Origin of the sequence: Mesorhizobium sp. M0778, assembly GCF_040320105.1 — a bacterium.
Lineage (GTDB): Bacteria > Pseudomonadota > Alphaproteobacteria > Rhizobiales > Rhizobiaceae > Mesorhizobium.
Map to the genome: position 1 here is coordinate 72,088 of NZ_JAMYPA010000020.1, position 23,155 is coordinate 95,242.

Consider the following 23,155-nt stretch of genomic DNA (forward strand, 5'->3'; position numbering starts at 1 on the left):
CATGACCGTCAATTTGAACATCGTTCCGTTCGTCAGCGTCGACCGCATGATGAAGCTGGTGCTTGCCATCGGCATCGAGCGCTTCCTGGTCGAGCTTGCCGCCTATATCGAAGAGGATTTCAGGCGTTGGGAGCTGTTCGACAAGACGCCGCGCGTCGCCTCGCACAGCATTGACGGCGTCATCGAGCTGATGCCGACCAGCGACGGGCAGCTTTACGGCTTCAAATACGTCAACGGGCATCCGAAGAACACGCGTGACGGCCGCCAGACCGTGACCGCTTTCGGCGTGCTTGCCGATGTCGGCAACGGCTATCCGATGCTGCTTTCGGAAATGACCATCCTGACTGCCCTGCGAACGGCGGCCAGCTCGGCGGTCGCGGCGAAATACCTCGCTCCCGGGGCCGCCAGATGCATGGCGATCATCGGCAACGGCGCGCAATCGGAATTTCAGGCTATTGCGTTCAAGGCGCTGCTTGGCGTCGACAGGCTGCGCCTCTACGATATCGACCCGGCGGCCTCGACCAAATGCATGAAGAACCTTGCCGGCATGGGTTTCGACATCAAGCTCTGCGCGTCGGCGCAGGAGGCCGTTGAAGGTGCACAGATCATCACCACGGTAACCGCCGACAAGCGATCGGCAACAATCCTGACCGACAACATGGTCGGGTCCGGCGTGCACATCAACGCGGTCGGCGGCGACTGCCCGGGCAAGACCGAGCTGCATCGCGACATTCTGCTGCGCTCGGATATTTTCGTCGAATATCCGCCGCAGACGCGCATCGAAGGCGAGAGCCAGCAGCTCGATGCGGACCATCCGATCACCGAATTGTGGCAGGTGATGACAGGAAAGGCAGCAGGCCGGACGGACGCCGGACAGATCACGCTGTTTGATTCCGTCGGCTTTGCGATCGAGGATTTTTCCGCGCTACGCTACGTCCGCGATCAGCTTCAGCGGACCGGCCTTTACGAGGAACTAGACCTTCTGGCCGATCCCGATGAGCCGCGTGACCTGTTCGGCATGCTGCTGCGCGCCGAAAAAGTGGCCGGGCTGGCGGTTGCCCGCAGCTGAGCTGCGATCCCGTCGGTCAGTCCTTCTTTTCCTGGTACAGGCGCTCGGTCGCGCGCTCGCTTTCCCTGCGCTCCGCCGGGCCGCGACGGCGCTGGGTGAGCAGGGCGTAGGCGATCAGGATTGCCAGCAGCAGTGGACCGCCTGCAACAACGAGCAACCACAAACTAGTCTCAAACATCGAACCGTCTCCTTTCCCTCACAACCGGGAAGGACCAGAACCGTTCCTCCGTCTTGTCGGAGGTCGCCCGCACCGCGTGGCGTGATTCAGGATTTTGTGCCTCGAGCAGGACGTTCCACGCCTTGTCGGCATGCAGGATGCTCTTATCTAGAGTCTTATCATTCGGTCACAGGCACTCTCTGCAAAGTGAAGGGAACCACAAGGGCTTTCCGACATTTGGTTGTTCAAGAGACAAACGTGCAGCCACACCGGCTCCGGGGCTAGGAATACCATGCGTGAGAATCAATCCGACGTCTTCGATCTGTTTTCCGAGGTTTACAAGAATGCGGCGCAGGAGGAGATAAGCCTCCAGCAATATCTGCTTGCCTGCCGCGAGGACAAGTCGATGTACGCCTCGGCGCCCGAGCGGATGGTCGAGGCGATCGGCGAGCCGACCTTTGTCGATACCAGCAAGGACGAGCGGCTCGGCCGTATTTTTTCGAACCGGACGATCAAGATCTATCCGACCTTCGCCGATTTTTACGGCATGGAGGATACGATCGAACGTATCGCCGGTTATTTCCGCTATGCCTCGCAAGGACTTGAGGAACGCAAGCAGATCCTCTATCTCCTCGGCCCGGTCGGCGGCGGCAAGTCCTCGCTTGCGGAGCAGTTGAAAAGGCTGATGGAGCAGCGTCCGATCTATACGCTGAAGGTCGGCGGCCAGGTCAGCCCGGTCTTCGAATCGCCGCTCGGGCTGTTCGACCCCGACCGCATGGGCGACCTTTTGGAGGACAAATACGGCATCGCCCGGCGGCGGCTGAACGGCCTGATCTCGCCCTGGGCGGCCAAGCGCCTCGACGAATTGTCCGGCGACATCTCCAAATTCAGCGTCGTCAAGCTGATGCCGTCCAGGCTTCGCCAGATCGGCATCGCCAAGACCGAGCCGGGCGACGAGAACAACCAGGACGTTTCGGCCCTGGTCGGCAAGGTCGACATCAGGCAGCTGGAAAACTTCAGCCAGTCCGATCCGGATGCCTATTCCTATAGCGGCGGCCTGAACCGGACGACGCAAGGACTGCTCGAATTCGTCGAGATGTTCAAGGCGCCGATCAAGGTGCTGCATCCGCTGCTGACCGCGACCCAGGAAGGCAGCTACAACGGCACCGAGAATTTCGGCGCTTTCCCCTATCAGGGCATCATCGTTGCCCATTCCAACGAATCGGAATGGCTGCAGTTCAAGAACAACAAGAACAACGAGGCGTTCCTCGACCGCATCCTGGTGGTCAAGGTGCCGTATTGCCTGCGGGTCACGGAAGAGCGGCAGATCTACGAGAAGCTGTTGCGCGAAAGCGAATTGGCCTCCAGCCCCTGCGCTCCGGAAGTGCTCGATATCCTCAGCCGGTTCACCGTTTCGACCCGCCTGGCCGAACACGACAATTCGCCGCTCTACACCAAGATGCGCGTCTATGACGGCGAGAACCTCAAGGAAACCGATCCCAAGGCGAAGTCGGTCCAGGAGTACCGAAACGCGGCCGGTGTCGATGAAGGCATGACCGGCGTCAGCACCCGCTTCGCCTTCAAAATCCTGTCGCAGACCTTCAACTACGACACCGAAGAGGTCGCCGCCGATCCGGTGCATCTGATGTACATCCTGGAAGAGGCGATCAAGCGCGAGCAGTTCCCGAAGGAAACCGAGGCGGACTATCTCGATTTCATAAAGTCGGAGCTCGCCACCCGTTATGCCGAGTTCATCGGCCACGAGATCCAGAAGGCCTATCTGGAATCCTACAGCGAATACGGCCAGAACCTGTTCGACCGCTACATCGCCTATGCCGATGCCTGGATCGAGGATCAGGACTTCAAGGATACCGATACCGGCCAGATCCTCAATCGCGAGGTTTTGGACAACGAACTGTCGCAGGTCGAAAAGCCGGCCGGCATCGCCAATCCCAAGGACTTCCGCAACGAAGTGGTGAAGTTCACGCTGCGCGCGCGGGCCAGAAACCACGGCCGTAACCCGTCATGGACAAGCTATGAAAAGCTGCGCGAAGTCATCGAGAAGCGGATGTTCGGGCAGGTCGAAGATCTGCTGCCGGTGATCAGCTTCGGCTCCAAGCAAGACAGCGTGACGGAGAAGCGGCATACCGAATTCGTGCAGCGGATGATCCAGCGCGGTTACACCGAGCGCCAGGTCCGCCGGCTGGTGGACTGGTACATGCGGGTGAACAAGGCGGGTTGAAGCCAGCCCGGGGTAACATATGCCGATCTTCATCGATCGCCGACTGAACCCGAAGGACAAAAGCCTCGGCAACCGGCAGCGTTTCCTGCGGCGGGCGCGCGAAGAGTTGAAGCGCACCATCCGCGATCAGATCCGCACCGGCAAGATCGCCGACGTGGACGCCGAGCATGCCGTTTCGATGCCGGCGCGAGGCACCGGCGAGCCGAGCTTCAACGATGCCCGGAACAGCGGCAGCCGCCAGCACGTCCTGCCCGGCAACAAGCATTTTGCCCCAGGCGACCGGCTGCCCAAGCCGGGCCAGGGCGGCGGCATGGGATCCGCCCCGGGGAGAACCGAATCGGAGGACGATTTCCGTTTCGTGCTGTCGCGCGAAGAGGTGCTCGACCTCTTCTTCGAAGACCTCGAACTGCCTGATATGGTCAAGCTCAACCTCAAGGAGATCCTCGCCTTCAAGCCGCGCCGGGCCGGCTTCGCCGCGACCGGCTCGCCGACCAACATCAATGTCGGACGCACGATGCGCAACAGCCATGGTCGCCGCATAGCGCTCAGGCGTCCCAAGCAGGAGGCGGTCGACGCTGTCGCGCAGGAGATCGCGACGCTGGAGGCCAAGCCGCAAAACGCCGAGATGCGGCAGCGCATCGTGGCGCTGCAGGAAGAGCTTGAGCGGCTGGAGCGCCGCCGCAAGCGGATCGCCTTTGTCGATCCGGTCGATATCCGCTTCAACCGCTTCGACGCCCAGCCGGTGCCGAACGCCAATGCGGTGATGTTCTGCCTGATGGACGTGTCCGGTTCGATGGGCGAACGCGAGAAGGATCTGGCCAAGCGCTTCTTCGTGCTGCTGCACCTGTTCCTGAAGCGGCGCTATGACCGGACCGAGGTCGTCTTCATCCGCCACACGCACGAGGCGCAGGAGGTGGACGAGGAAACCTTCTTCTACAACACCCAGAGCGGCGGCACGGTGGTTTCCACGGCGCTCGAGGAGATGCACCGCATCGTCGAGCAACGCTATCCCAGCCGCGAATGGAACATCTATGTCGCCCAGGCCTCGGACGGCGACAATTTCGTCACCGATTCCGAGCGCTGCATCGCCCTTCTCGACGAACAGATCATGCGGCTTTGCCAGTATTTTGCCTATGTCGAGATCCTCGACGAGCGTGAGAGCCACATCTTCGGCGCTACCGACAACGGCACGTCGCTGTGGCGTGCCTACAGTGCGGTCAAGCTGAGATGGTCGAACTTCCAGATGAGCCGCATCGCCACGGCGGCCGACATCTACCCGGTTTTCCGCCAACTCTTCGCCAGACAGCCGGGTTATCAAAAGAGCGGTGAAAGAGGGGGCTGATGGCGAGCAAATCCGGGTTGCTGTTTTCCGGTTCCGACTGGGATTTCAGGACGCTGTCGCGCGCCTACGAGACCATCGAGGCGGTCGCCACCGAAGAGCTCCACCTCGACGTCTATCCGGTGCAGATGGAGATCATCTCGTCCGAACAGATGCTCGACGCCTATTCCTCTGTCGGCATGCCGCTGATGTACCGGCATTGGTCGTTCGGCAAGCACTACCTCTACCAGGAATTGCTCTACCGCAAAGGTGGGCGAGGGCTGGCCTACGAACTCGTCATCAATTCCAATCCCTGCATCGTCTATCTGATGGAGGAAAACACCATGGCCCTGCAGGCGCTGGTGACGGCGCACGCGGCGCTCGGCCATAACCATTTCTTCAAGAACAATTATCTTTTCCGGCAGTGGACGGACGCCGGCGCCATCCTCAGCTATCTCGACTTTGCCAAGGGCTATATTGCCCGCTGCGAAGAGCGGCACGGCGTCGATGCGGTGGAAGAGATCCTCGATGCCGCACATGCGCTGATGGAACAGGGCGTGTTCAGATATCACCGGCCGCCGAAGCTGTCGTCGGAAAAGCAGCGCGAGGGGATTCGCGAGCGCCTGGAATACGAGGAACGTTCCTACAACGATCTGTGGCGCACGCTGCCGCCTTCCAAGGACGGCACCAAGGTCCGCGAAACGGATACCATGACGGAGCGCAAGAAATCGCTCAAGCTGCCCGAGGAGAACCTGCTTTATTTCCTGGAGAAGAACAGCCTGATCCTGGAACCGTGGCAGCGTGAGGTCATCCGGATCGTCCGCGTGATCGCGCAGTATTTCTATCCCCAGCGGCAAACGCAGGTGATGAACGAGGGCTGCGCCACCTTCGTGCATTACACGCTGATGAACCTTTTGTTCGACCGCGGCCTGATCGGCGAAGGTGCCATGCTGGAAATCCTGCGCAACCATTCGAACGTGATCTTCCAGCCAGGGTTCGACGATCCGCGCTTTTCCGGTATCAATCCTTACGCGCTGGGTCTCGACATGATGCAGGACATCCAGCGCATCTCGACCGCGCCGACGGCTGAGGACCGCGACTGGTTTCCCGATATCGCCGGCAATGGCGACTGGCGCCAGACCTTGCTGGACGCCTGGGCCAACCATCGCGACGAGTCCTTCATCCGCCAGTATCTGAGCCCTACCCTGATACGGAAATGGCGGTTCTTTGTCCTTGCCGATGCCGCCAACGACCCGCATTACGAAGTCGCCTCGATACACAATGAGCGCGGCTACGAGAGCGTCCGCGCCGCACTCGCCCACAGCTACGACATCGGCGCCAGCCGGCCGGACATCCAGGTGGTGGACGTGGACCTGCTCGGCGACCGGCATCTGCGCCTGCAGCACAAGGTCAAGGACGGCATCGTGCTGGAAGGCGGCAGCCGTGACGCCACGCTGCGCCATATCCGCAAGCTCTGGGGCTACGAGGTCAGCATGGTCGCGGTCGACGCGCAGACCGGCGCCACACTCCACGAACGGTCGACCAGCCAGATCGGGGAATGACCGAACCGGCCTGCAGGGAAGTCGGGTGGCGTCGCCTTTACCGGATCACCAACCACGCTGTGGTCAGGGAGCAGGAACATGCGCGTATTGATGATCGCCGCCTTCTTCTGGTCGCTGTCACGATGGCGCTGTCGCTTGCGCACGCTTTGGAGTTGCCGGGCAAGTTGCGCCTCAAGGAGGCTACCTACAAATCAGTGCAGGCGATCTACTATCCCGGCTTCACGATCGGCGGGTTTGCCGAGATCGGCGGCATCATTGCACTCGCCATCCTGCTCTACCTGACGCCTTATCCAAGCGCTCGATTCTGGTGGACCTTGGCGGCGCTTGTCTTCCTGCTGGCGGAACATGCGACCTATTGGTTGGTCACGCATCCCGTCAATAATTTCTGGGTGCAAGACGTTGCCATGCCGCAATCAGCCGCGACGTTTTTTTCAATGTTTTCTCGAAAGCAGACCGGCGACTGGAGAGATTTGCGCAACGTCTGGGAGACTTCGCATGTCGCCAGGGCAGGCCTGGCGATGCTGAGCCTCGTCTCAATTGCTGTCGCCGCGACATTTTTTGCTGAATAGCGCCGAGGGGATCAAGACGGCGCCCTCGTCCGCCAATTTGCGGCCACGAGCGCTGCATCCGTCAGATCGGGGAACGGGAACCGGCGCCATACTGTCTTAACGTTAAGCGATCCCGCCGTTTCAGCGGTCGGCGCGATGCTTGTTGTGGGCGCTTTCCTGGTGCTCGCCGCGGATGATGTTGCGGTCGTCGGGATCGGCAATGTCCTTGGGGTCCGATCTGAGCTCGGCACCGCGCCGGAACGCCTCGCGCTCTTGCCTGGTCTTTTTCAAATCCGCTTCCGCGTCGAAATCCTTGCCAGCGTTTTTCGTGTTCTCGCGCTCTTCGATGATGCGCAATTGCTGCTCATGAGTCTTCTTTCCGGCCATTGGTGACGTCCTTCTTTCGATTTTCCGCTTCCCCCAGGGTCCAAATTCGCTACAGCCCGAAAGGATAGGTCTCGGGAAGGCCTGTCCCCGCATGTTCCGGCCCAAGCGGCGTCACGGCACTGGTTTCATCGAACCAGACGAAAGCATCGAACTGGCGGGCGAGCGAGGCATCCGCATAGTGGCTGTGCAACTCGGTCTCCGGCCGGTAGATAACGCCGATAAAGCGTTCCAGCCGGCGCTCCAGAAGCCGTTGGCGCAGCGTGTCGTCGCGCTCGAAATCGAGCAGGAAAGGCGAGACGCCGCTGTCATGGCAAAGCCGCTCATAGCTGTCGTTGTGGGAAGGACGAACCGGTTTCACTTCCATGTCGCCGTCCCAGTCGGTGGCGGCGGCCACCGTCCCGGAATGCGTGCTGAGCCCAATCAAGGCAACCTCGTCGCCAAAACGCTGGCGGCAGAGCTGGCCGATGTTCACTTCGTCTCTGACGATCCCCATCTCGGTATAGCGGGCATCGCCGATATGGGAATTATGTGCCCACACCACCGCCTTGGCGGCCGGGCCGCGGGCCTGCAGCAGGTGCTCCAGTGTTTCGAACATGTGGGTGTCGCGCAGGTTCCAGGACTGCGCGCCGCCGTAATACATGGTGCGGTAATAGCGTTCGGCGGAGGCGACCAGGCGGGCGTTTTGGGTGGCGTCGAGGAAATCGATGCCGTCCTGCTGCGCATAGTCGAGCTCTCTGGAAAGCAGTTCCCGGCATTGCTCGAGCACGGCCTTCTCGCATTTCTGGTAGCCGGAGGTGAGTGCGACACGGCCATAGGTGGCCGGGTCGTTCTGCCACGGCGTCAGGCAGCCATAGCGCTCGCGTGCGATCCTTGCCGCCTGCGGATCGATCCGGTCGAGATATTGCAAGACCGCCGCGATCGACCCGCCCATATTGTAGATGTCGAGGCCATAGAACCCGGCCCGCCGGGAGGATATCCTGATCCGCTCATTATGCTCTCGCATCCAGTCGACGAACGCCGCGACGTCGGTGTTGCGCCACATCCAGGTGGGAAAGCGCTGGAACGGCGGATCGGCGCCCGGCCGCGGTGGCCGGTGACGGACGTAGCGGTCGATCGCCGCGGCATCGGGCCAGTCGGCCTCGACCGCGACGATGGTGAAGCCATGCTTCTCGATCAGCCTGCGAGTGATCGCGGCGCGCGCGCGGTAGAACTCCGACGTGCCGTGGCTGGCTTCGCCGAGCAAGACGACGCGGCGGTCGGCAAACCGGTCGAACAGCGCACCGAAGGCGGGATCGTCGAAATCCGGAAGCGGTTCGGCGGCGGTCGCTATCATCTGCGGCAGGCTGCTTCTGCGCTGATGCCGGTGCGGAAGATCGGCCGCTATTTGGCTGTCGCTGCCTGGCTCGCCCCAGCCTTGCTCGCCGATCAGTGGAACAAACCGCACGCCGCCGAAATCCTCCTCGGTGTAAGTTGCTGCGCCAGTCCGGGTGACTTTGAGCAGGCGCTGCGAGTCGAATTCGTCGCCGACCGGGATGATAAGCCGGCCGGCGACGTCGAGCTGTTCTTGCAGGGCGAGCGGTGCGCCGGGCCCGGCGGCCGCAACCAGGATCGCATCGAAGGGTGCCGCCTCGGGCCAGCCCTTGGTGCCGTCGCCGGTGCGGACTTCGATATTGTCGTAGCCAAGCTTTTTAAACCGCTGCCTTGCCGTTTCAGCCAACGCGGCGTGGCGCTCGATCGTGTAGACGCGTTCGACGATCCGGCTCATTACGGCAGCCGCATAGCCCGAGCCGGTGCCAACCTCGAGGACGTGGTCACCGGCTCCGATCTCCGCCATTTCGATCATCAACGCAACGATGTAGGGCTGCGATATCGTCTGACCTTCGGCGATCGGCAGCGGCCCGTCCTCATAGGCAAATTCTTCAAAACCAGGCTCGACGAAAGCCTCGCGCGGCACCTCGCGCATCGCCTGAAGGACATTGCGGTCGCGAATGCCACGGCGGCTTAAGTGAATGTCGACCATTTGGTTGCGGGCATGGGAGAGATCGAGCATTTTTCTGCTCCTCCTATGGGCCTCCGCCACAATCGCCCAAGCTGCTCAAACGGCACTTTGGCCGGTCCATGTCCCAGGGCCTCGGCAGTCCGCCTGGATTCATACAATGCGGTGCACCTTCCTAACCGTTGGCAAGCCCCGAGGTTCCCCAAAGACCGACCCGCTTTTGTCGGGCTCGCCAGGTTGCAGGATCGGCAAGCGGCGCTGGTGGCCGCCCAAACTTATTTCGAGGCAAATCCTTTCTCCGGCGCGACGCCACCCCAGATAACGACGGACGAGGGTATTCCGGAGGCATTTCTATGAACGACGAGGCCCGCACCACTGCGCAAACAACCGGCCTTGACCAGATCGATGTGATGGACCGCTACTGGCGCGCCGCGAACTACATTTCGGTTGGCCAGATCTATCTGCTCGACAATCCGCTCTTGCGCGAGCCTTTGCTGCCCGAGCACATCAAGCCGCGGCTGCTCGGCCATTGGGGCACGACACCCGGCCTCAATTTCATCTATGTGCATCTGAACCGGATCATCCGTGAACGTGGTCTCGATGTTCTGTTCATCTGCGGTCCGGGTCACGGCGGCCCGGCAATGGTCGCGAACACCTGGCTCGAGGGGACCTACAGCGAGATCTATCCCGAGGTCGGCAAGGACGAAGACGGCTTGCGAAAGCTGTTCCGGCAGTTCTCGTTTCCCGGCGGAGTGCCGAGCCACGCGGCTCCGGAGACGCCCGGCTCGATCCACGAAGGCGGAGAGCTCGGTTATGCACTGGTCCATGCCTTCGGCGCCGCCTTCGACAATCCGAACCTTGTGGTCGCCTGCGTCGTCGGCGACGGCGAAGCCGAGACCGGTCCGCTCGCCGCGGCCTGGCATTCCAACAAGTTCCTGAACCCGGCATCCGACGGCGCCGTCCTGCCGATCCTGCATCTCAATGGCTACAAGATCGCTAGCCCGACGATCCTCGGCCGCATGGAAGACGAGGCGTTGCGCAGCCTGTTCCTCGGCTATGGCTACGAAACCTTCTTCGTCGAAGGTCATGAACCTGCTGCGATGCATCGGGAGATGGCCCGCACGCTCGATACCGTGCTCGACCGGATCCACTCCATCCAGGAGCCTGCACGAGCCGCGGGCTGGAAGGGAGAGCGGCCGCTGTGGCCGATGATCGTGCTGCGTAGCCCAAAGGGCTGGACTGGGCCGAAAGAGGTCGACGGTAAGAAGGTCGAGGATTTCTGGCGTTCGCACCAGGTACCGGTATCGAACGCACGCGGCGATGCGGCGCACCGCCAGATCCTCGAAGACTGGATGCGCAGTTACGAGCCGGAAAAACTGTTCGATAAAGGCGGCCATCTCCTGGCGGAGCTCGCGGCGCTGGCACCTACGGGGTCACGACGCATGGGCGCAATCCCCTACGCCAATGGCGGCCTGCTGAAACAGGACCTCGTGCTTCCCGACTGGAAAGGCCTGGCGCTCGACGTACCGCGTCCGGGCGGCACTGTGGGAGAGGCGACGCGCACGGTCGGAAGCTATCTTCGCGACGTGGTCCGCTTGAACGCCGAGGCCAGGAATTTCCGGCTGATGGGACCGGACGAGACATCCTCCAACCGCCTCGACGACGTGTTCGAGGTTACGGACCGCGTCTGGATGGAGCGGATCGAGCCCTACGACGTCCATCTTTCCCGTGACGGCCGCGTCATGGAAGTGCTCAGTGAACATCTTTGCCAAGGCTGGCTGGAGGGCTATCTGCTGACCGGCCGCCATGGCCTGTTCTCGTGCTACGAGGCGTTCGTCCACATTGTCGATTCCATGGTCAACCAGCACGCCAAATGGCTGAAGACCTCCGGCGAACTTGCCTGGCGCAAGCCGGTCGCCTCGCTCAACTACCTGCTGACCTCGCATGTCTGGCGGCAGGATCACAATGGTTTCAGCCATCAGGACCCGGGCTTTGCCGATTTCGTCGCCAACAAGAAGGCCGACACGGTCAGGCTCTATTTCCCGCCCGACGCCAACACGCTGCTGTGGATCACCGACCATTGCCTGAAAACCTACAACCGCATCAACGTCATCGTCGCCGGCAAGCAGCCGGCGCCGCAATGGCTGTCCGCCGAAGACGCGGAAGCGCACTGCAAGGCCGGTGCCGGCATCTGGGAATGGGCCGGGACGGTTGCCAAGGGCGAAGATCCGGATGTGGTTCTCGCTTGCGCCGGCGACGTGCCGACGCTGGAGACGCTTGCCGCAGCCGACATCCTGCGCTCAGGCATTCCGGACCTGCAGATCCGCGTCGTCAATGTCGTCGACCTGATGATTTTGCAGTCGAATTCCGAGCATCCGCATGGCTTTGCCGACGACAGATTCGACGCGCTGTTCACCAAGGCCAAGCCGGTCATCTTCGCCTATCACGGCTACCCCTATCTCATTCACCGCCTGACCTACCGGCGCGCCAACCACGACAACATGCATGTGCATGGCTTTCGCGAGGAAGGCACGACGACGACGCCGTTCGATATGGTGGTGCTCAACCAGCTCGACCGCTATCATCTGGCGCTCGCCGCGATCGCGCGCGTGCCGGGGCTGGCCGAGCGGGCGAAGGATCTTGCCGCGGCGCTGCATGGGAAATTGGCTGAGCACACGGCCTATGTCCGCGAACATGGCGAGGACATGCCCGAGATCCAGAAATGGTCCTGGCCACAGGACAGCGCGACGAGGGCCGGCGATTGATGCGACGATCGATCCTTGCGTTGAATGCCGGCTCGTCGAGCATCAAGTTCCGACTTTACGATCTTGCAGCGTCCGCCGAGCTGGATCTTGCCTCGCGCGGTTCACTGGATCTGGGCGATGCGCCAAGGCTGACCGCGAAAGCCGCCGATGGGGAGCTGCAGTGCGATCGGCCACTTGCCGCAGACGCATCACACGACATGGGCATCGGCCAGATGCTGCAATGGATCGAGAACGAACTTGGCGGAAGGAAACTGATCGCCGCCGGACATCGCATCGTCCATGGCGGACGCGAGTTCGTCGAACCTGTCCGCCTGATGCCGACAATTATCGAGGCTCTCGACAGGCTGACGCCGCTTGCGCCACTGCACCAGCCGCGCAGCCTCGCGCCGATCCGGGCGCTTGCCGCGTTGCGGCCCGACCTGCCGCAGGTCGGATGCTTCGACACGGCCTTCCATCGGACCATCGAGCCTCTGGTCAGCCGTTTCGCGCTGCCGCGCCACTATGAGGCAGACGGCATCCACCGCTACGGCTTTCACGGGCTTTCCTACGAATATGTCGCCGGCCGGCTCAAGCAGATATCGCCCGATCTGGCGGCGAAAAGAACCATCGTCGCCCATCTCGGCAACGGGGCGAGCCTGTGCGCCATGCGCGACGGGCGAAGCGTCGATACGACGATGGGCTTTTCGGCGCTTGACGGCCTGGTCATGGGCACACGCTGCGGCGCCATCGATCCGGGCGTGCTTTTGTACCTGCTATTGGAACGAGGGATTTCGGGAGAGGCGCTGCAAGACATGCTCTACGAGGAATCCGGCCTGCTCGGCGTGTCCGGCATTTCCGGCGACATGCGCACGCTGGAAGCCAGCGACGACCGCCGGGCGCGCGAAGCGGTGGAGCTTTTCGCCTTCCGCGCCGCCAGGGAGATTGCCGCCCTCGCCAACACGCTGGGCGGGTTCGAATGCCTGGTGTTCACCGGCGGCATCGGCGAGCACTCGGCTCCGGCCCGCAAAGCGATTTGCGACAGGCTTGGCTGGCTCGGCGTGGCGATCGACGAGGCGGCCAACAGCTCCCATGCCGCGCTGATGAGCCAGGCGGAGAGCAAGGTCGAAGTCCGCGTCGTGGCGACCGACGAAGAAGGTGTCATCGCCCGCCACACGCGCAAGGTAATGGAGGGGCCCGGCTGATGCGGATGGCCTCGAATGACCCCGCTTGCGGCAGCCCTGCTCGTGCGGCTACGAAGCGAGCGCGGCCGATCTGTTGAAGACGATGGTCACTCGCGTTCCTTTGCCGGGGGTCGAGTCCACCTCGAACCGGGCTTTGGCGTTCTCGGTCAGCGATTGCGCGATCAACGCTCCGAGCTTGCCGGGTTTCGGCCAGGTCTCGCCTTCGGGCAGGCCGATGCCGTCATCGGCGACAACGATGCGAAAGCCGTCGCCGTCGACAACACTGCGCGCGTGATTGTCCCGCCTTCGCGACCCAGAAAGGCGTGTTTCAGCGCGTTCGTCAAAAGCTCGTTGAGGTCACTCGCCAACTGCGAAGTCCCGGCGCGGCCACGCATCGCGGAGAGCCGAGATGATGGTTGGGAAGCGCCTGAAGGCTCAGTTCGAATGGCTCTGCTCGACCAGATGGTATCTGTACCGGTCACGAATATGCTCGTTGAAGAACCGGCCCTTTGACGAGGCTTTGCGGAATGCCGCGTGGACCTGCGGCGGCACGTCCTCGTAATCATAGCGGTTTCCGCTCGGGACGAACCATACGGAGAGTACCCTCGTCGCCGGCTGGTAATCGATGTTCCTGATTGCAGTTGAAGGCATCCTCGACAGGTCCAATGCTCGGCAGTGCTCCATTCCATGCCGTCGTGTGAATAACCCTGCACGGAGAGCGAGGTTCCTTGCTGCCGAAGCAGCCTTGCCGCTACGGGGCGGCTTCACCAAATACGGTTGATGCCATCGCCCAAGACATCGGCTGCAGCCCGCCAGGGCGATCTCTTTGCCGCCACCGACGACCGGCCGGAAGGATTCCGCTACCGGCCCGAACTGATCACGCCGGACGAAGAAGCAGCGTTGGCGAGCCAGCTCGCAAGCCAGCCATTTCAGGCTTTCGACTTTCATGGCCATCTGGCAAACCGGCGGATAGTCGGCTTCGGGCTGCGCTACGACTACGACCGGCGCGCAGTCGTCGAGGCACCGCCGATACCCGGCTTTCTGCTGCCGCTCAGGGAAAAGGTTGCAGCCTTTGCCCGCCTGCCCGCCGAGACCTTCGTGCAGGTGCTGATCAACGAGTACCGGCCGGGCGCCGGTATCGGCTGGCACCGCGACAAGCCTCACTTCGAGGCGGTCGCCGGCGTTTCCCTGCTGGCCGCGTGCAGCTTTCGCCTGCGCCGGAAAAACGGCACGCGATGGGACCGCAAGACGGTCACCGTCGAGCCAAGATCGGCCTATCTGATGACGGGCGCCGCGCGCAGTGAATGGGAGCACAGCATCCCGCCGGTTGCCGAGCACCGCTATTCGATCACGTTGCGCACGCTGCGGCCGCAACGCGCTTAAAGCAGAGCGGTGAGGAAGCCCAAGCACTGCCCTTAAGAACTGGGCTGAAACAAATTCATCCGTCGCCATGCCGACTGGCAAAGTCCGCCAACATGGCGCGCTGGCCTTTCAGGATCTTATGGTTGGCTTCAGGCAGGGAGAACCAGCCCGCTCTGTCGACTTCGGCGAATTCCTTCATCGAGCCGGACCTTGGCGGCCATTCCATGACGAAGGTGTTGCTGCTGATGGCGTCGCTGTCGAAATCCGCCTCGACGCACCATGCGATGACGAGCTTGCCGCCCGGCTGCCGGTAGCTGCCAAGGTGTTCGAAACCTCCATCGATGGCGACGCCGAGTTCCTCTTCGGCCTCGCGTTTTGCCGCCGCTAGCTCGTCCTCGTTCTCGTCGATCAAGCCCTTCGGGATCGACCATGCGCCGTCGTCCTTCTTCGCCCAGAATGGGCCGCCCGGATGCACCAGCAAGACCTGGAAATGTCCTTCGCTTCGGCGAAAGATCAGCAACCCTGCGCTGCGTTTGGCCATTGCGCTATTCCCCTGACGAAAATGAAACGAACGTTCTCGTCCGGGCGGGCCTATGGAATAGCCTGCCACGGCGGAACGATTTCCGCTCGCAGCCGTTCCGTCCGTTCGGCAAATGAGTGATCGACATGGCGACGCCACGAGCTGCCTGGAAGGGCTTTATGAAAGTCGGATCTGTTTCCTGTGGCGTCAAGATCATCGGCGCCGTCAGCGAGGCCGAGAAAGTGCATTTCAGGATCCTGAACCGCAAGGACGGTCTTCCGGTCAAGAGCGCCTATATAGACGAGGAGACCGGCGACACGGTCGAGGCGGCCGAGCAGGTAAAGGGCTACGAGGTCGAAAAGGGCGAGTTCATCCGCATTGAGCCGGACGAAATCAAGAAACTGAAGATGGTATCGCAGCATACGCTCGAGATCGGCGAGTTCGTGCCCACCGCCGAAATCGACGCACGCTACCTCGAAAAACCCTACTATCTCGTTCCGGCCGACGCGCCCTCCACGGAGGCTTTCGCGGTGATCCGGGACGCCATGGCCAGGAAAAAGGTAGCAGCCCGCTCCTGCGTCGTACTGTACCAGCGTGGCCGAGAGGTGCTGATCCAGCCGCTGGGCAAGGGCATGGTGATGACTGAATTACGCAACCACAATGAAGTGGTCGCGGCGGACGCGGTGTTCGAAGGGCTGAAGGATCGCAAGGTCGATCCGGAGATGCAGGAAATCGCGCAATTGCTGATCGACAAGAAGCCGGCCAAATTCGACCCGTCGAAGTTCGAAGATACTTATGAACAGGCGCTGGTTGCGATGATCGAAGCCAAGCGCAAGGGCAAGAAACCGCCCAAGCCGGCACCCGAGCCGAGGACGAACGTCGTCAATCTCGCCGATGTTCTGCGCAAGAGCCTGGCGCAAGAAGGCGGCAAGGCTCCGAGCAAAGGTCCGGGAACGGCCGCGAAACGCAAATCAGCCTGAATGTCCGAAAGCAGACCGAACGGAACCGAAAACGCTCGCGCGCATTTAGATGACGAAGCAATCCGTCGGCAAGCCAAGCGGAGCGGGGGACTGGTGGACGTCGTTGAACTAAAGACTGGCGGAATCCCGCAAGTTTCCTCCGCCGATCTGATGCAGGCGTTGCCTGTGGCCGTCTACACCACCGACAGACAAGGCTACATCACCTTCTTCAACGAAGCCGCTGCCGATCTTTGGGGATATCGTCCGGTTATCGGCCAGGATCGCTGGTGCGGTTCATGGAAGCTTCGCCACCTCGACGGGCGACCGATGGCGCACGACGAATGTCCGATGGCCGTTGCCTTGCTGGAAGAGCGGGACGTTCGTGGGGGCCGGGCGATCGTCGAGCGGCCGGACGGCCAGTTCATCCCGTTCAGCGCGCACCCGGCCCTGCTTCGCGATGCGGCCGGCGAGGTCGTCGGCGCCATCAACACCTTGCTCGACCTCCGCACCCAGGCGCTGGCTGACGACGTCGGCATAAGGCTCGCTGCCATCGTCGAATCCTCGATGGACGCGATCGTGTCGAAAGACCTGAACGGCATTATCACCAGCTGGAACGACGCCGCACAACGCCTGTTCGGCTACACGCCCGCCGAGGCGATCGGCCGCCCGGTGACGATCCTCATCCCGCCCGACCACCTGGATGAGGAAGCCATGATTATCAGCCGCATTCGCGCCGGCGAACGGATTCCCTCATACGAGACTATCCGGCAGCGCAAGGACGGCACCCTGGTACCGGTTTCGCTCACCATCTCGCCGATACGCGACGGCATCGGGCGTATCATCGGCGCCTCCAAGATCGCGCGCGACATCAGCCCGCATAAGGAGAGCGAACGGCGCATCCGCACACTCATGCGCGAAGTCAACCACCGCGTCAAAAACCAGTACTCGGTGATCGTCTCGATGATCCGCGAGACCAGCAAGCTGGCGGAGACGCCAGAGGCTTCCTTTCACAGGTCCGGGAACGCATCATGGCGCTTTCGGAATCGCACGATCTGCTGGTCGATGCCGAATGGCGCGGCGCGACTATCGGCGAATTGATCCATGCCCAGACCAAGGCCTTCGCGACACAGGCCCGTCTGTCGATGAGCGGGCCGATGATCATGCTGCAGCCGAACGCCGTGCAATATCTCGGCATTGCCTTTCACGAGCTGGCCACCAATTCGGTAAAGCACGGAGCGCTGTCGCGCCATGACGGACGGGTCGAGGTCGAATGGACCGTGATGCCAGCCGCCGATGGCAGCGACGGCTTCCGCCTTGTCTGGCGGGAACTGGACGGGCCATTGGTGGATGAAAACACGCGACGCGGTTTCGGAACGGTTGTGCTCAAACGCGTCACGCCGCAGGCGCTCAGCGGCACCGGACGCCTGGAATTCGACAGGAGCGGCATCACCTGGACGCTGGAGGCGCCGCTGCACTTCGTGCAGATGTCGATGACTGGCATCGCGGCTGATTGAAGGCCGCTACACCGGCCGCGGCTTGGCGGCCGTGTGGCAACGCAATCCCTGTGGAGGCAATCAGGAGGAGCAACGATGAGTTGGCTGGGCACCTGGCGGAACCAGTACGGGTCGGTGGTCGAAATAACCGGCGAAGAAGGCGGACGGATCAGCGGAACCTTCAGGACGGCGCTGGAGGACAGCGCCTTCTTCGGCATGACGGTGCCGCTGTTCGGTGGCTGCCATGGAGACGTCATCGGATTCACCTGCGCGGCCGAAGGGCGGGTCGGAGCCGCAGCGGTGAGCTATACCGGCATCCTCAGGAACGGGAAGCTGGAGATGCTGTGGCACACTGTTGCCGATGCCGCTTTGTCGGCGGAAAAGGAAGGGGCGCCGGCCCGAGCCAGGAAACTCCCCGCCTGGCGCGCCTTTGGAACCAGCCTCGACAGTTTTGAACGCGTCTCCTGACGTGTCGCGCCTGCTGCGGCGGCATTCAGCACGCAAGTGAGGGAGCAGGGCGTCCCGTTGTGCATCGGAACTCGCGCTGACTATGGCGCGTTGGTGCGCCAGGAATGCGCTGTTCGTTACGGGGTCGATCCGATGAGCGTGCTGTATCGCGCGGCAAAAATCGCCGAACAGGCCCATGCCGCACAGGCGGACAAGACTGGAAGGCCTTATATCGAACATTGCCGCCGGGTCGTCGATGCCGTCGAAACGCTCGACCAGAAAGCCATCGCCTATCTTCACGACGTCATCGAAAAAGGCGACGGCTGGAACCGCGACCGGCTTGAGGCGGCCGGGTTTGGACCGTCCATCGTATCTGCCGTCGATGCCATGACGCGGCGGCCGAACGAGGACGATGCCGCCTTCGTTCGCAGGGCCGCGGCTAACCCGCTGGCATTGCCGGTCAAGCGCGCCGATCTCGCCGACAATCTATGGCAGGCACGGCAGATCGGTGCCTCGACGGCGAAATACGAAGACGGCCTGCGCATCCTCAAGGAAGAGTTCCCGAGCTGACGGAAAGCTGGCGGCTATCGCCGATGTGGGTCTACTCGGTGACGTGCGGCGTGTGCCGCTTGTCTTCCGCGGGATCGGCCTCGATCCGCGCCCGGTCGGGATCGAACGCACCATGGCGGGCGATCGCCAATGCCGGGGTGTCGGGCGTCTCGTAGGCCCACATGAAGTCTTCTGCCGACGAACCGACCGCATGAACACGCCAATAGCTTGCCGTGCCCTTCAGCGCGCCGTGGCTCGTTGTGTTCGTCTTCTCCAACAGGTCGAAATAGATGTCCTCGAAGGGGATGTAGAAAACCGGATCATGGCCGTCTTCATAGAGCAGCTTTGCCCGCTCGCTCGACGCAATAATGGCATCGGAGAACCGAACGGTCACAGTTCCATCGAACGGGACAATCCTGAGCGGGCCGGGGCGGGGGACGGAATCTGCGGCTAAGGACTGCATTCGACTTCTCCGTTGACTGCGCTGCCTTCCCGAAACGTGTTGTTGCCCGTCTGAGTTCCAGACCGCGGGCGCGCCGAGGCCGGTGGTGGAACGGTTTTGCAAGGTCGTCGTTGTTTCAGACCTCCGCACGCGCCATAATCGCAATGGCCGCCACTCGCCGACTCAACCGCAAATGGACCACATGCTGGATCGATCGCCTACCCTCCCAAGGTCGCTTGGCGCTGCGCTGCGAAGGGAAGTGCCGCGGTTTACGGCACCCGGCAGTGAAATTTCATGCACCACGGTCGCATCCTACAATGTGCATAAATGCGTCGGCACCGACGGCAGGTTCGATCCGGAGCGGGTCGCGGCCGTGGTCAAGGAGCTCGATGCCGATATCATTGCTTTGCAGGAGGCCGACGAAAGGACCGGAAGCAGGCAGGGATTGCTGGATCTCGCAGCACTCGAGCGCGACAGCGATCTCGTCCCCACACATGTCCCGGAAAACCGCCGCAGCCATGGCTGGCATGGAAATCTGATCCTGGCGCGACGCGGCGTGGTCGAAAGCGTGAACCAGATCCGGCTGCCCGGCCTCGAGCCGCGCGGCGCGGTTATCGCGGACCTGGAGCTGAAGGGCGTCTCGCTCAGGATCATAGCCGCGCATTTCGGCTTGCTGCGGCGCTCGCGCTCGCAGCAAGCCAACGCGCTTGTCGAAGCCACGCACCCGGTTCTGCGGCCGACAATCTTGCTCGGCGATCTCAACGAGTGGCGCGTCCGCAACAGGTCTTCGCTGCTGGCCCTGCTGCCGCATTTCGGTCCGATCGATGCGGTTCTGCCGAGCTTTCCGTCGCGCTTTCCGCTGTTTGCGCTCGACCGCATCCTGGCCAGGCCGCCGCACCTCATTTCCAGCATCGAGGTGCACAAGACGCCGCTGGCGCAGCGCGCCTCCGACCATCTGCCCATCAAGGCCCGCCTGAACCTGGACGCGATAAGGCAGCCGCGACTGCAACCAGAATGAACCTGAAGGGTTGTTAGTCAGATTTTCAGATCGTTTGCTTCGCTGACGTTCGCCGGTGCATTTCATGGATACAGCCATTTCGCGGTTTGCCCAGGACAAGATCGCGGCCGGTAATAGCGGACTGCTGCTGATCGCCGACAATTATGACGCGTTTGCCGCGCGAATCCTTGCCGCGCGCAGTGCTACCAGCAGCCTCGACCTGATGTACTATCTCTGGCACGACGACCATAGCGGCCGGCTGCTTATGCAGGAGGCCGTCAAGGCGGCGGAGCGCGGTGTCCGCGTCCGCCTGCTGCTGGACGATATCAATCCGCGCAACAGCGACGCCGCTTACCTGGCGCTCAACAGCTACAAGAACATCGAGCTGAGGCTATTCAACCCCAGCGGCATGAGGAACGGCAGCATCTTTCGCTCGCTGGAGATGGTCGCCCGGCTGTTTGCGATGACCCGCCGCATGCACAACAAGGCCTGGATCGCCGACGAGAGCCTGGCCATCGTCGGAGGAAGAAACATCGGCGATGCCTATTTCGACGCTGCGGAGACGAATTTTCGTGATCTCGACCTGTTGCTTCTCGGTCCTGCCGTAGGGCAGACGATGCAGATCTTCGAGGCGTTCTGGAATTGCGAGGCGGCAAAGCCGATCCAACTGCTCAATCCGGCTACGGCGGGCTCGCGCGCCGATTTCCTCGACAATCTCGATGCGACCGCGGACGGCCAGCTTTTGAACAGCCTGCGTGCCTGGCGCACGATCACGGAGTTCATTGTAGCGCACAGCGACGTCTGCTGGACGAAAGGCGTTCGCGTCATTTCCGATCCGCCGGAAAAGGTGCGCGGCAAGAGGCGCAGGAACTGGCTGACAAAGGAGCTGCTTCCCGCTATCGCGGCGACCAGGCAGCGCCTCGAAATTGTCTCGCCCTATTTCATCCCCAGCCGCACCGGGTTGGCCATCCTGTCGAAGCTGGTGGACCGTGGCGCCGAGGTTGCAATCCTGACCAACTCGCTCGCCGCGACGGACGTCGCCGCCGTGCACGGCGCCTATGCCAAATACCGCCGCAAGCTGCTTAAAAAGGGTATCCAGCTTTTCGAATTGCAGCCATTCGACCGCCAGGCCAACATCTCCGTTTTCGGCTCAAAGGGAGCCAGCCTCCACACCAAGGCCTTCACGGTCGACGACACGTTGGGGTTTGTCGGTTCCTTCAATTTCGATCCGCGTTCGGTGTCGTTGAATGCGGAAATGGGCGTGCTTTTCCATGATACCAATCTGGTGATGGAGTTGCGCCGGCGGTTCGAGCGCGAAAAGTCGGCGCAGACGAGCTACCAGCTGGTCTTGGACAAAGGCGCCTTGCGGTGGCTCGGCATGGCGGATGGCGAGATGCGGCAATACTCGCATGAACCCGAGGCCAGTCTCTATCGGCGCATCGTTGCAGCGCTGGTTGGATGCCTGCCTATCGAATCGCAATTGTAGAGGCGACGGATTTGCCGGAACGCAACTCTTTGCTGGAACGGAACTCCGGGATGACGAGTTGTAACCGTTGTCCGGAGCATGCCGATGAAGACCACGATATACAGTTTTCTTGCCGAGCTCTTGCCATTCTGGATGGCGCATAAACGCAAAATGCGCGCCGACCGTGTCGCTGAGCGGCCGACACGATCTGCCGCAGATGACGATGTTCGGCCGTCCGGCGACCCGAATCGCGCAACACCGGCGCGACGGCGCAACGCGTCTTAGGGCGGGATGCCTTCAAATTACATCCCGCTCCAACTGTCTGGTTAGCCGCATTTCTGCGACGCCAAATGATTTCCCTGGCTGCAAAGCTCTAGCTCCTTGGCGATCACGCTATTGTCAAGTATCGCTATTCGAAATCCGGCGTTGCCAAGCATCCATTTTGCAGCACGTACGTTAATGGCACTACAGTTTGCCGCTACAGGTGAGCCCCATGAGTGATAGTGCGATAGAATTCTTGCAGGACTGGATTCACGAAAACGTTCATGTGCCGCCGCCTCCGATCAGGCTTGAAAGAGAGGCGGAAATCCTCGCCAGGGAATGCGAGGAAGAGGCGGCCGACGCCGGCGTACCCATCGAAGACATCGAGGAAGAGGTTGGCGACCTCAAGGATCTGCTCGTCGCCAAGCTTGAAGACGCAGCCGAGGACGAGGCCCGGCATCTGAATGGCGATGGCCAAAGGGCTTCCATGCCGGCGGCCGCGCAAAAGCCGTCCGTGCAAAGCCGTTCCGGAGCCGCTGTAAGGGTATGAACGAGGTGCGCCGCTTCGGCCTCGTGTCCGATCAGCGTCAGCCCGAACAGGATCATCAGCCAAAGCCCGGCAGCAGCGACCGCAAGACGCGGCAGGACGCCGGCGCTGGCCAGATGCATGAACAGGATGGCGATGACGGCAGCCTTGGCCGAGGCGATCGTCAGGTTGAGTGCCGAATTGAAGGCGCCAAGCGCCAGGAAGGACGAGCCGACAGTCAGGGCCAGCAAGGCCAGAAGCCCGACATAGGCAAGCGTGAGTTTGCGGAACTCGCTCATCTGTTGATCAGATAGAGGACGGGGAACAGGAAGACCCAGACGATATCGACGAAATGCCAATAGAGGCCGATTGCCTGCACGCGGCGGAACCGGCTGGCCTCGATCGTGCGCGGCCACAGAGCGAGGATGCCGCCGATGACGATTACGCCGCAAATCAGATGCAAGGCATGCAGTGAGGTCATCGCGAAATAGAGGCCGAAGAAGAATTCGGCATGGACAGGATCCGGGCCCTTATAGATGAAAGGCGCGCCGAGCACCGGCGCCAGCCCTTCGCCGAATTCCCTGGCGTACTCCGTCGCCTTGATCGCCAGGAAGACGACGCCGAGCAGCGCCGTCGCAGCCAATGCCCGGCCGGCGGCGCGCCATCGCCGCGCGGCCGTGTACATATGGGCGAGCGCCATGGCGAAACTGCTGGTGATCAGGACGACGGTATTGGCCGTGCCCAGTGGCAGCGACATATGCTTCGCCGCGCCGGCGAAGGCGTCGCCATAACTCAACCGGGCAAACATGAAGACGAGCAGGATGGCGCCGAACAGCATCGCCTCGGAGCCGATGAACACCCACATGGCAAAGCTGGCGGCTGCCGTTTCGCGAGCCGGCCGGTCGAAGGCGATGCTTGTCATCGGTGACT

Annotated in this window: 23 protein-coding genes and 1 pseudogene; 15 read left to right on the forward strand and 9 right to left on the reverse strand. The window is 62.0% G+C overall.

The window, feature by feature from the left end; genetic code table 11:
* Position 1 precedes the first annotated feature (1 nt).
* Positions 2 to 1,069 carry an ornithine cyclodeaminase gene (gene ocd / locus NKI22_RS24220; RefSeq protein WP_023720502.1) on the forward strand — a complete coding sequence of 356 codons (1,068 nt, stop codon included), beginning with the start codon at positions 2 to 4 and terminating at the stop codon, positions 1,067 to 1,069.
* A gap of 16 nt (positions 1,070 to 1,085) precedes the next feature.
* On the opposite strand, the gene NKI22_RS24225 is transcribed toward ocd, so the two are convergent.
* Positions 1,086 to 1,247 carry a hypothetical protein gene (locus NKI22_RS24225; protein WP_023720503.1) on the reverse strand — a complete coding sequence of 54 codons (162 nt, stop codon included), beginning with the start codon at positions 1,245 to 1,247 and terminating at the stop codon, positions 1,086 to 1,088.
* 271 nt (positions 1,248 to 1,518) lie between these two features.
* Here NKI22_RS24225 and NKI22_RS24230 point away from each other — a divergent pair, with 271 nt between their 5' ends.
* From NKI22_RS24230 to NKI22_RS24245, 4 genes are read left to right on the forward strand one after another with little or no spacing between them, the layout of a single operon-like run.
* Positions 1,519 to 3,468, forward strand: coding sequence for a PrkA family serine protein kinase (locus NKI22_RS24230; RefSeq protein ID WP_023720504.1), 1,950 nt, complete (start codon positions 1,519 to 1,521; stop codon positions 3,466 to 3,468).
* A 19-nt stretch (positions 3,469 to 3,487) separates the two neighbouring features.
* Positions 3,488 to 4,810 (forward strand): YeaH/YhbH family protein, encoded by a 1,323-nt coding sequence (locus NKI22_RS24235; protein ID WP_023720505.1) that lies wholly within the window; start codon positions 3,488 to 3,490, stop codon positions 4,808 to 4,810.
* The gene (locus NKI22_RS24240) at positions 4,810 to 6,348 is read left to right on the forward strand and encodes a SpoVR family protein (protein ID WP_023720506.1); all 1,539 of its coding nucleotides are present in this window, start codon (positions 4,810 to 4,812) and stop codon (positions 6,346 to 6,348) included. The genes NKI22_RS24235 and NKI22_RS24240 overlap by 1 nt, the downstream gene beginning before the upstream one ends.
* Positions 6,345 to 6,917: a DUF1772 domain-containing protein gene (locus tag NKI22_RS24245; RefSeq protein WP_352548028.1), complete on the forward strand. Its 573-nt coding sequence runs from the start codon at positions 6,345 to 6,347 to the stop codon at positions 6,915 to 6,917. Before NKI22_RS24240 ends, NKI22_RS24245 begins: the two co-directional genes overlap by 4 nt.
* Positions 6,918 to 7,037: 120 nt before the next feature.
* On the opposite strand, the gene NKI22_RS24250 is transcribed toward NKI22_RS24245, so the two are convergent.
* Positions 7,038 to 7,283, reverse strand: a complete 246-nt coding sequence (locus tag NKI22_RS24250) for a hypothetical protein (RefSeq protein WP_023720508.1) — start codon at positions 7,281 to 7,283, stop codon at positions 7,038 to 7,040.
* 49 nt (positions 7,284 to 7,332) lie between these two features.
* Positions 7,333 to 9,333 carry a protein-L-isoaspartate(D-aspartate) O-methyltransferase gene (locus tag NKI22_RS24255; RefSeq protein WP_352481446.1) on the reverse strand — a complete coding sequence of 667 codons (2,001 nt, stop codon included), beginning with the start codon at positions 9,331 to 9,333 and terminating at the stop codon, positions 7,333 to 7,335.
* A gap of 299 nt (positions 9,334 to 9,632) precedes the next feature.
* On the opposite strand from NKI22_RS24255, the gene NKI22_RS24260 reads away from it, so the two are divergent.
* Entirely contained in the window at positions 9,633 to 12,044 is a 2,412-nt protein-coding gene (locus tag NKI22_RS24260; RefSeq protein ID WP_352481445.1) for a phosphoketolase family protein, read from the forward strand.
* Positions 12,044 to 13,225 (forward strand): acetate/propionate family kinase, encoded by a 1,182-nt coding sequence (locus NKI22_RS24265; RefSeq protein ID WP_352938750.1) that lies wholly within the window; start codon positions 12,044 to 12,046, stop codon positions 13,223 to 13,225. The genes NKI22_RS24260 and NKI22_RS24265 overlap by 1 nt, the downstream gene beginning before the upstream one ends.
* A 48-nt stretch (positions 13,226 to 13,273) precedes the next feature.
* Here the strand turns inward: NKI22_RS24265 and NKI22_RS24270 are convergent.
* Together NKI22_RS24270 and NKI22_RS24275 are read right to left on the reverse strand one after the other, a co-directional pair.
* Positions 13,274 to 13,560: pseudogene (locus NKI22_RS24270) on the reverse strand (ATP-binding protein); the annotation flags it as partial.
* Positions 13,561 to 13,639: 79 nt separating this feature from the next.
* Positions 13,640 to 13,888, reverse strand: a complete 249-nt coding sequence (locus NKI22_RS24275) for a KTSC domain-containing protein (protein WP_352816758.1) — start codon at positions 13,886 to 13,888, stop codon at positions 13,640 to 13,642.
* Between the two features lie 96 nt (positions 13,889 to 13,984).
* Between NKI22_RS24275 and NKI22_RS24280 the strand changes: the two genes are divergently transcribed.
* Positions 13,985 to 14,587 carry an alpha-ketoglutarate-dependent dioxygenase AlkB gene (locus NKI22_RS24280; RefSeq protein WP_352481442.1) on the forward strand — a complete coding sequence of 201 codons (603 nt, stop codon included), beginning with the start codon at positions 13,985 to 13,987 and terminating at the stop codon, positions 14,585 to 14,587.
* 55 nt (positions 14,588 to 14,642) lie between these two features.
* On the opposite strand, the gene NKI22_RS24285 is transcribed toward NKI22_RS24280, so the two are convergent.
* Positions 14,643 to 15,107: an NUDIX hydrolase gene (locus NKI22_RS24285; RefSeq protein WP_023720514.1), complete on the reverse strand. Its 465-nt coding sequence runs from the start codon at positions 15,105 to 15,107 to the stop codon at positions 14,643 to 14,645.
* A gap of 125 nt (positions 15,108 to 15,232) precedes the next feature.
* Here NKI22_RS24285 and ku point away from each other — a divergent pair, with 125 nt between their 5' ends.
* The 5 genes from ku (at position 15,233) to NKI22_RS24310 (ending at position 18,555) form a co-directional block, all read left to right on the forward strand.
* The gene (gene ku / locus NKI22_RS24290) at positions 15,233 to 16,066 is read left to right on the forward strand and encodes a non-homologous end joining protein Ku (RefSeq protein ID WP_352481441.1); all 834 of its coding nucleotides are present in this window, start codon (positions 15,233 to 15,235) and stop codon (positions 16,064 to 16,066) included.
* Between the two features lie 93 nt (positions 16,067 to 16,159).
* Positions 16,160 to 17,143 (forward strand): PAS domain S-box protein, encoded by a 984-nt coding sequence (locus NKI22_RS24295; protein WP_352958961.1) that lies wholly within the window; start codon positions 16,160 to 16,162, stop codon positions 17,141 to 17,143.
* Positions 17,074 to 17,559, forward strand: coding sequence for an HWE histidine kinase domain-containing protein (locus tag NKI22_RS24300; RefSeq protein WP_352958963.1), 486 nt, complete (start codon positions 17,074 to 17,076; stop codon positions 17,557 to 17,559). Before NKI22_RS24295 ends, NKI22_RS24300 begins: the two co-directional genes overlap by 70 nt.
* Positions 17,560 to 17,634: 75 nt before the next feature.
* A complete protein-coding gene (locus NKI22_RS24305; protein WP_352816763.1) occupies positions 17,635 to 18,006 on the forward strand; it encodes an avidin/streptavidin family protein in 372 nt (123 codons plus the stop codon).
* A 132-nt stretch (positions 18,007 to 18,138) separates the two neighbouring features.
* Positions 18,139 to 18,555 carry an HD domain-containing protein gene (locus tag NKI22_RS24310; protein WP_023720518.1) on the forward strand — a complete coding sequence of 139 codons (417 nt, stop codon included), beginning with the start codon at positions 18,139 to 18,141 and terminating at the stop codon, positions 18,553 to 18,555.
* 31 nt (positions 18,556 to 18,586) lie between these two features.
* On the opposite strand, the gene NKI22_RS24315 is transcribed toward NKI22_RS24310, so the two are convergent.
* On the reverse strand, positions 18,587 to 18,997 hold the full coding sequence (locus NKI22_RS24315) for a DUF427 domain-containing protein (RefSeq protein WP_352938712.1): 411 nt from the start codon (positions 18,995 to 18,997) through the stop codon (positions 18,587 to 18,589).
* A gap of 181 nt (positions 18,998 to 19,178) precedes the next feature.
* On the opposite strand from NKI22_RS24315, the gene NKI22_RS24320 reads away from it, so the two are divergent.
* Positions 19,179 to 19,994, forward strand: a complete 816-nt coding sequence (locus NKI22_RS24320; protein WP_023720520.1) for an endonuclease/exonuclease/phosphatase family protein — start codon at positions 19,179 to 19,181, stop codon at positions 19,992 to 19,994.
* Positions 19,995 to 20,058: 64 nt separating this feature from the next.
* A complete protein-coding gene (locus NKI22_RS24325; RefSeq protein WP_352938709.1) occupies positions 20,059 to 21,459 on the forward strand; it encodes a phospholipase D family protein in 1,401 nt (466 codons plus the stop codon).
* A gap of 522 nt (positions 21,460 to 21,981) precedes the next feature.
* Here the strand turns inward: NKI22_RS24325 and NKI22_RS24330 are convergent.
* Positions 21,982 to 22,524 (reverse strand): cytochrome C oxidase subunit IV family protein, encoded by a 543-nt coding sequence (locus NKI22_RS24330; RefSeq protein WP_352938706.1) that lies wholly within the window; start codon positions 22,522 to 22,524, stop codon positions 21,982 to 21,984.
* Complete coding sequence (locus NKI22_RS24335) at positions 22,521 to 23,147, reverse strand: cytochrome c oxidase subunit 3 (RefSeq protein WP_352816770.1); 627 nt, start codon at positions 23,145 to 23,147, stop codon at positions 22,521 to 22,523. Before NKI22_RS24335 ends, NKI22_RS24330 begins: the two co-directional genes overlap by 4 nt.
* Between the last annotated feature and the right edge of the window lie 8 nt (positions 23,148 to 23,155).

Bases quoted from the DNA above. Each gene is read 5' to 3' on its own strand.
- ocd (WP_023720502.1), top strand. From the start codon at position 2: ATGACCGTCAATTTGAACATCGTTCCGTTCGTCAGCGTCGACCGCATG.
- NKI22_RS24225 (WP_023720503.1), bottom strand. From the start codon at position 1,247: ATGTTTGAGACTAGTTTGTGGTTGCTCGTTGTTGCAGGCGGTCCACTG.
- NKI22_RS24230 (WP_023720504.1), top strand. From the start codon at position 1,519: ATGCGTGAGAATCAATCCGACGTCTTCGATCTGTTTTCCGAGGTTTAC.
- NKI22_RS24235 (WP_023720505.1), top strand. From the start codon at position 3,488: ATGCCGATCTTCATCGATCGCCGACTGAACCCGAAGGACAAAAGCCTC.
- NKI22_RS24240 (WP_023720506.1), top strand. From the start codon at position 4,810: ATGGCGAGCAAATCCGGGTTGCTGTTTTCCGGTTCCGACTGGGATTTC.
- NKI22_RS24245 (WP_352548028.1), top strand. From the start codon at position 6,345: ATGACCGAACCGGCCTGCAGGGAAGTCGGGTGGCGTCGCCTTTACCGG.
- NKI22_RS24250 (WP_023720508.1), bottom strand. From the start codon at position 7,283: ATGGCCGGAAAGAAGACTCATGAGCAGCAATTGCGCATCATCGAAGAG.
- NKI22_RS24255 (WP_352481446.1), bottom strand. From the start codon at position 9,333: ATGCTCGATCTCTCCCATGCCCGCAACCAAATGGTCGACATTCACTTA.
- NKI22_RS24260 (WP_352481445.1), top strand. From the start codon at position 9,633: ATGAACGACGAGGCCCGCACCACTGCGCAAACAACCGGCCTTGACCAG.
- NKI22_RS24265 (WP_352938750.1), top strand. From the start codon at position 12,044: ATGCGACGATCGATCCTTGCGTTGAATGCCGGCTCGTCGAGCATCAAG.
- NKI22_RS24275 (WP_352816758.1), bottom strand. From the start codon at position 13,888: ATGGAGCACTGCCGAGCATTGGACCTGTCGAGGATGCCTTCAACTGCA.
- NKI22_RS24280 (WP_352481442.1), top strand. From the start codon at position 13,985: ATGCCATCGCCCAAGACATCGGCTGCAGCCCGCCAGGGCGATCTCTTT.
- NKI22_RS24285 (WP_023720514.1), bottom strand. From the start codon at position 15,107: ATGGCCAAACGCAGCGCAGGGTTGCTGATCTTTCGCCGAAGCGAAGGA.
- ku (WP_352481441.1), top strand. From the start codon at position 15,233: ATGGCGACGCCACGAGCTGCCTGGAAGGGCTTTATGAAAGTCGGATCT.
- NKI22_RS24300 (WP_352958963.1), top strand. From the start codon at position 17,074: ATGGCGCTTTCGGAATCGCACGATCTGCTGGTCGATGCCGAATGGCGC.
- NKI22_RS24305 (WP_352816763.1), top strand. From the start codon at position 17,635: ATGAGTTGGCTGGGCACCTGGCGGAACCAGTACGGGTCGGTGGTCGAA.
- NKI22_RS24310 (WP_023720518.1), top strand. From the start codon at position 18,139: ATGAGCGTGCTGTATCGCGCGGCAAAAATCGCCGAACAGGCCCATGCC.
- NKI22_RS24315 (WP_352938712.1), bottom strand. From the start codon at position 18,997: ATGCAGTCCTTAGCCGCAGATTCCGTCCCCCGCCCCGGCCCGCTCAGG.
- NKI22_RS24320 (WP_023720520.1), top strand. From the start codon at position 19,179: ATGCTGGATCGATCGCCTACCCTCCCAAGGTCGCTTGGCGCTGCGCTG.
- NKI22_RS24325 (WP_352938709.1), top strand. From the start codon at position 20,059: ATGGATACAGCCATTTCGCGGTTTGCCCAGGACAAGATCGCGGCCGGT.
- NKI22_RS24330 (WP_352938706.1), bottom strand. From the start codon at position 22,524: ATGAGCGAGTTCCGCAAACTCACGCTTGCCTATGTCGGGCTTCTGGCC.
- NKI22_RS24335 (WP_352816770.1), bottom strand. From the start codon at position 23,147: ATGACAAGCATCGCCTTCGACCGGCCGGCTCGCGAAACGGCAGCCGCC.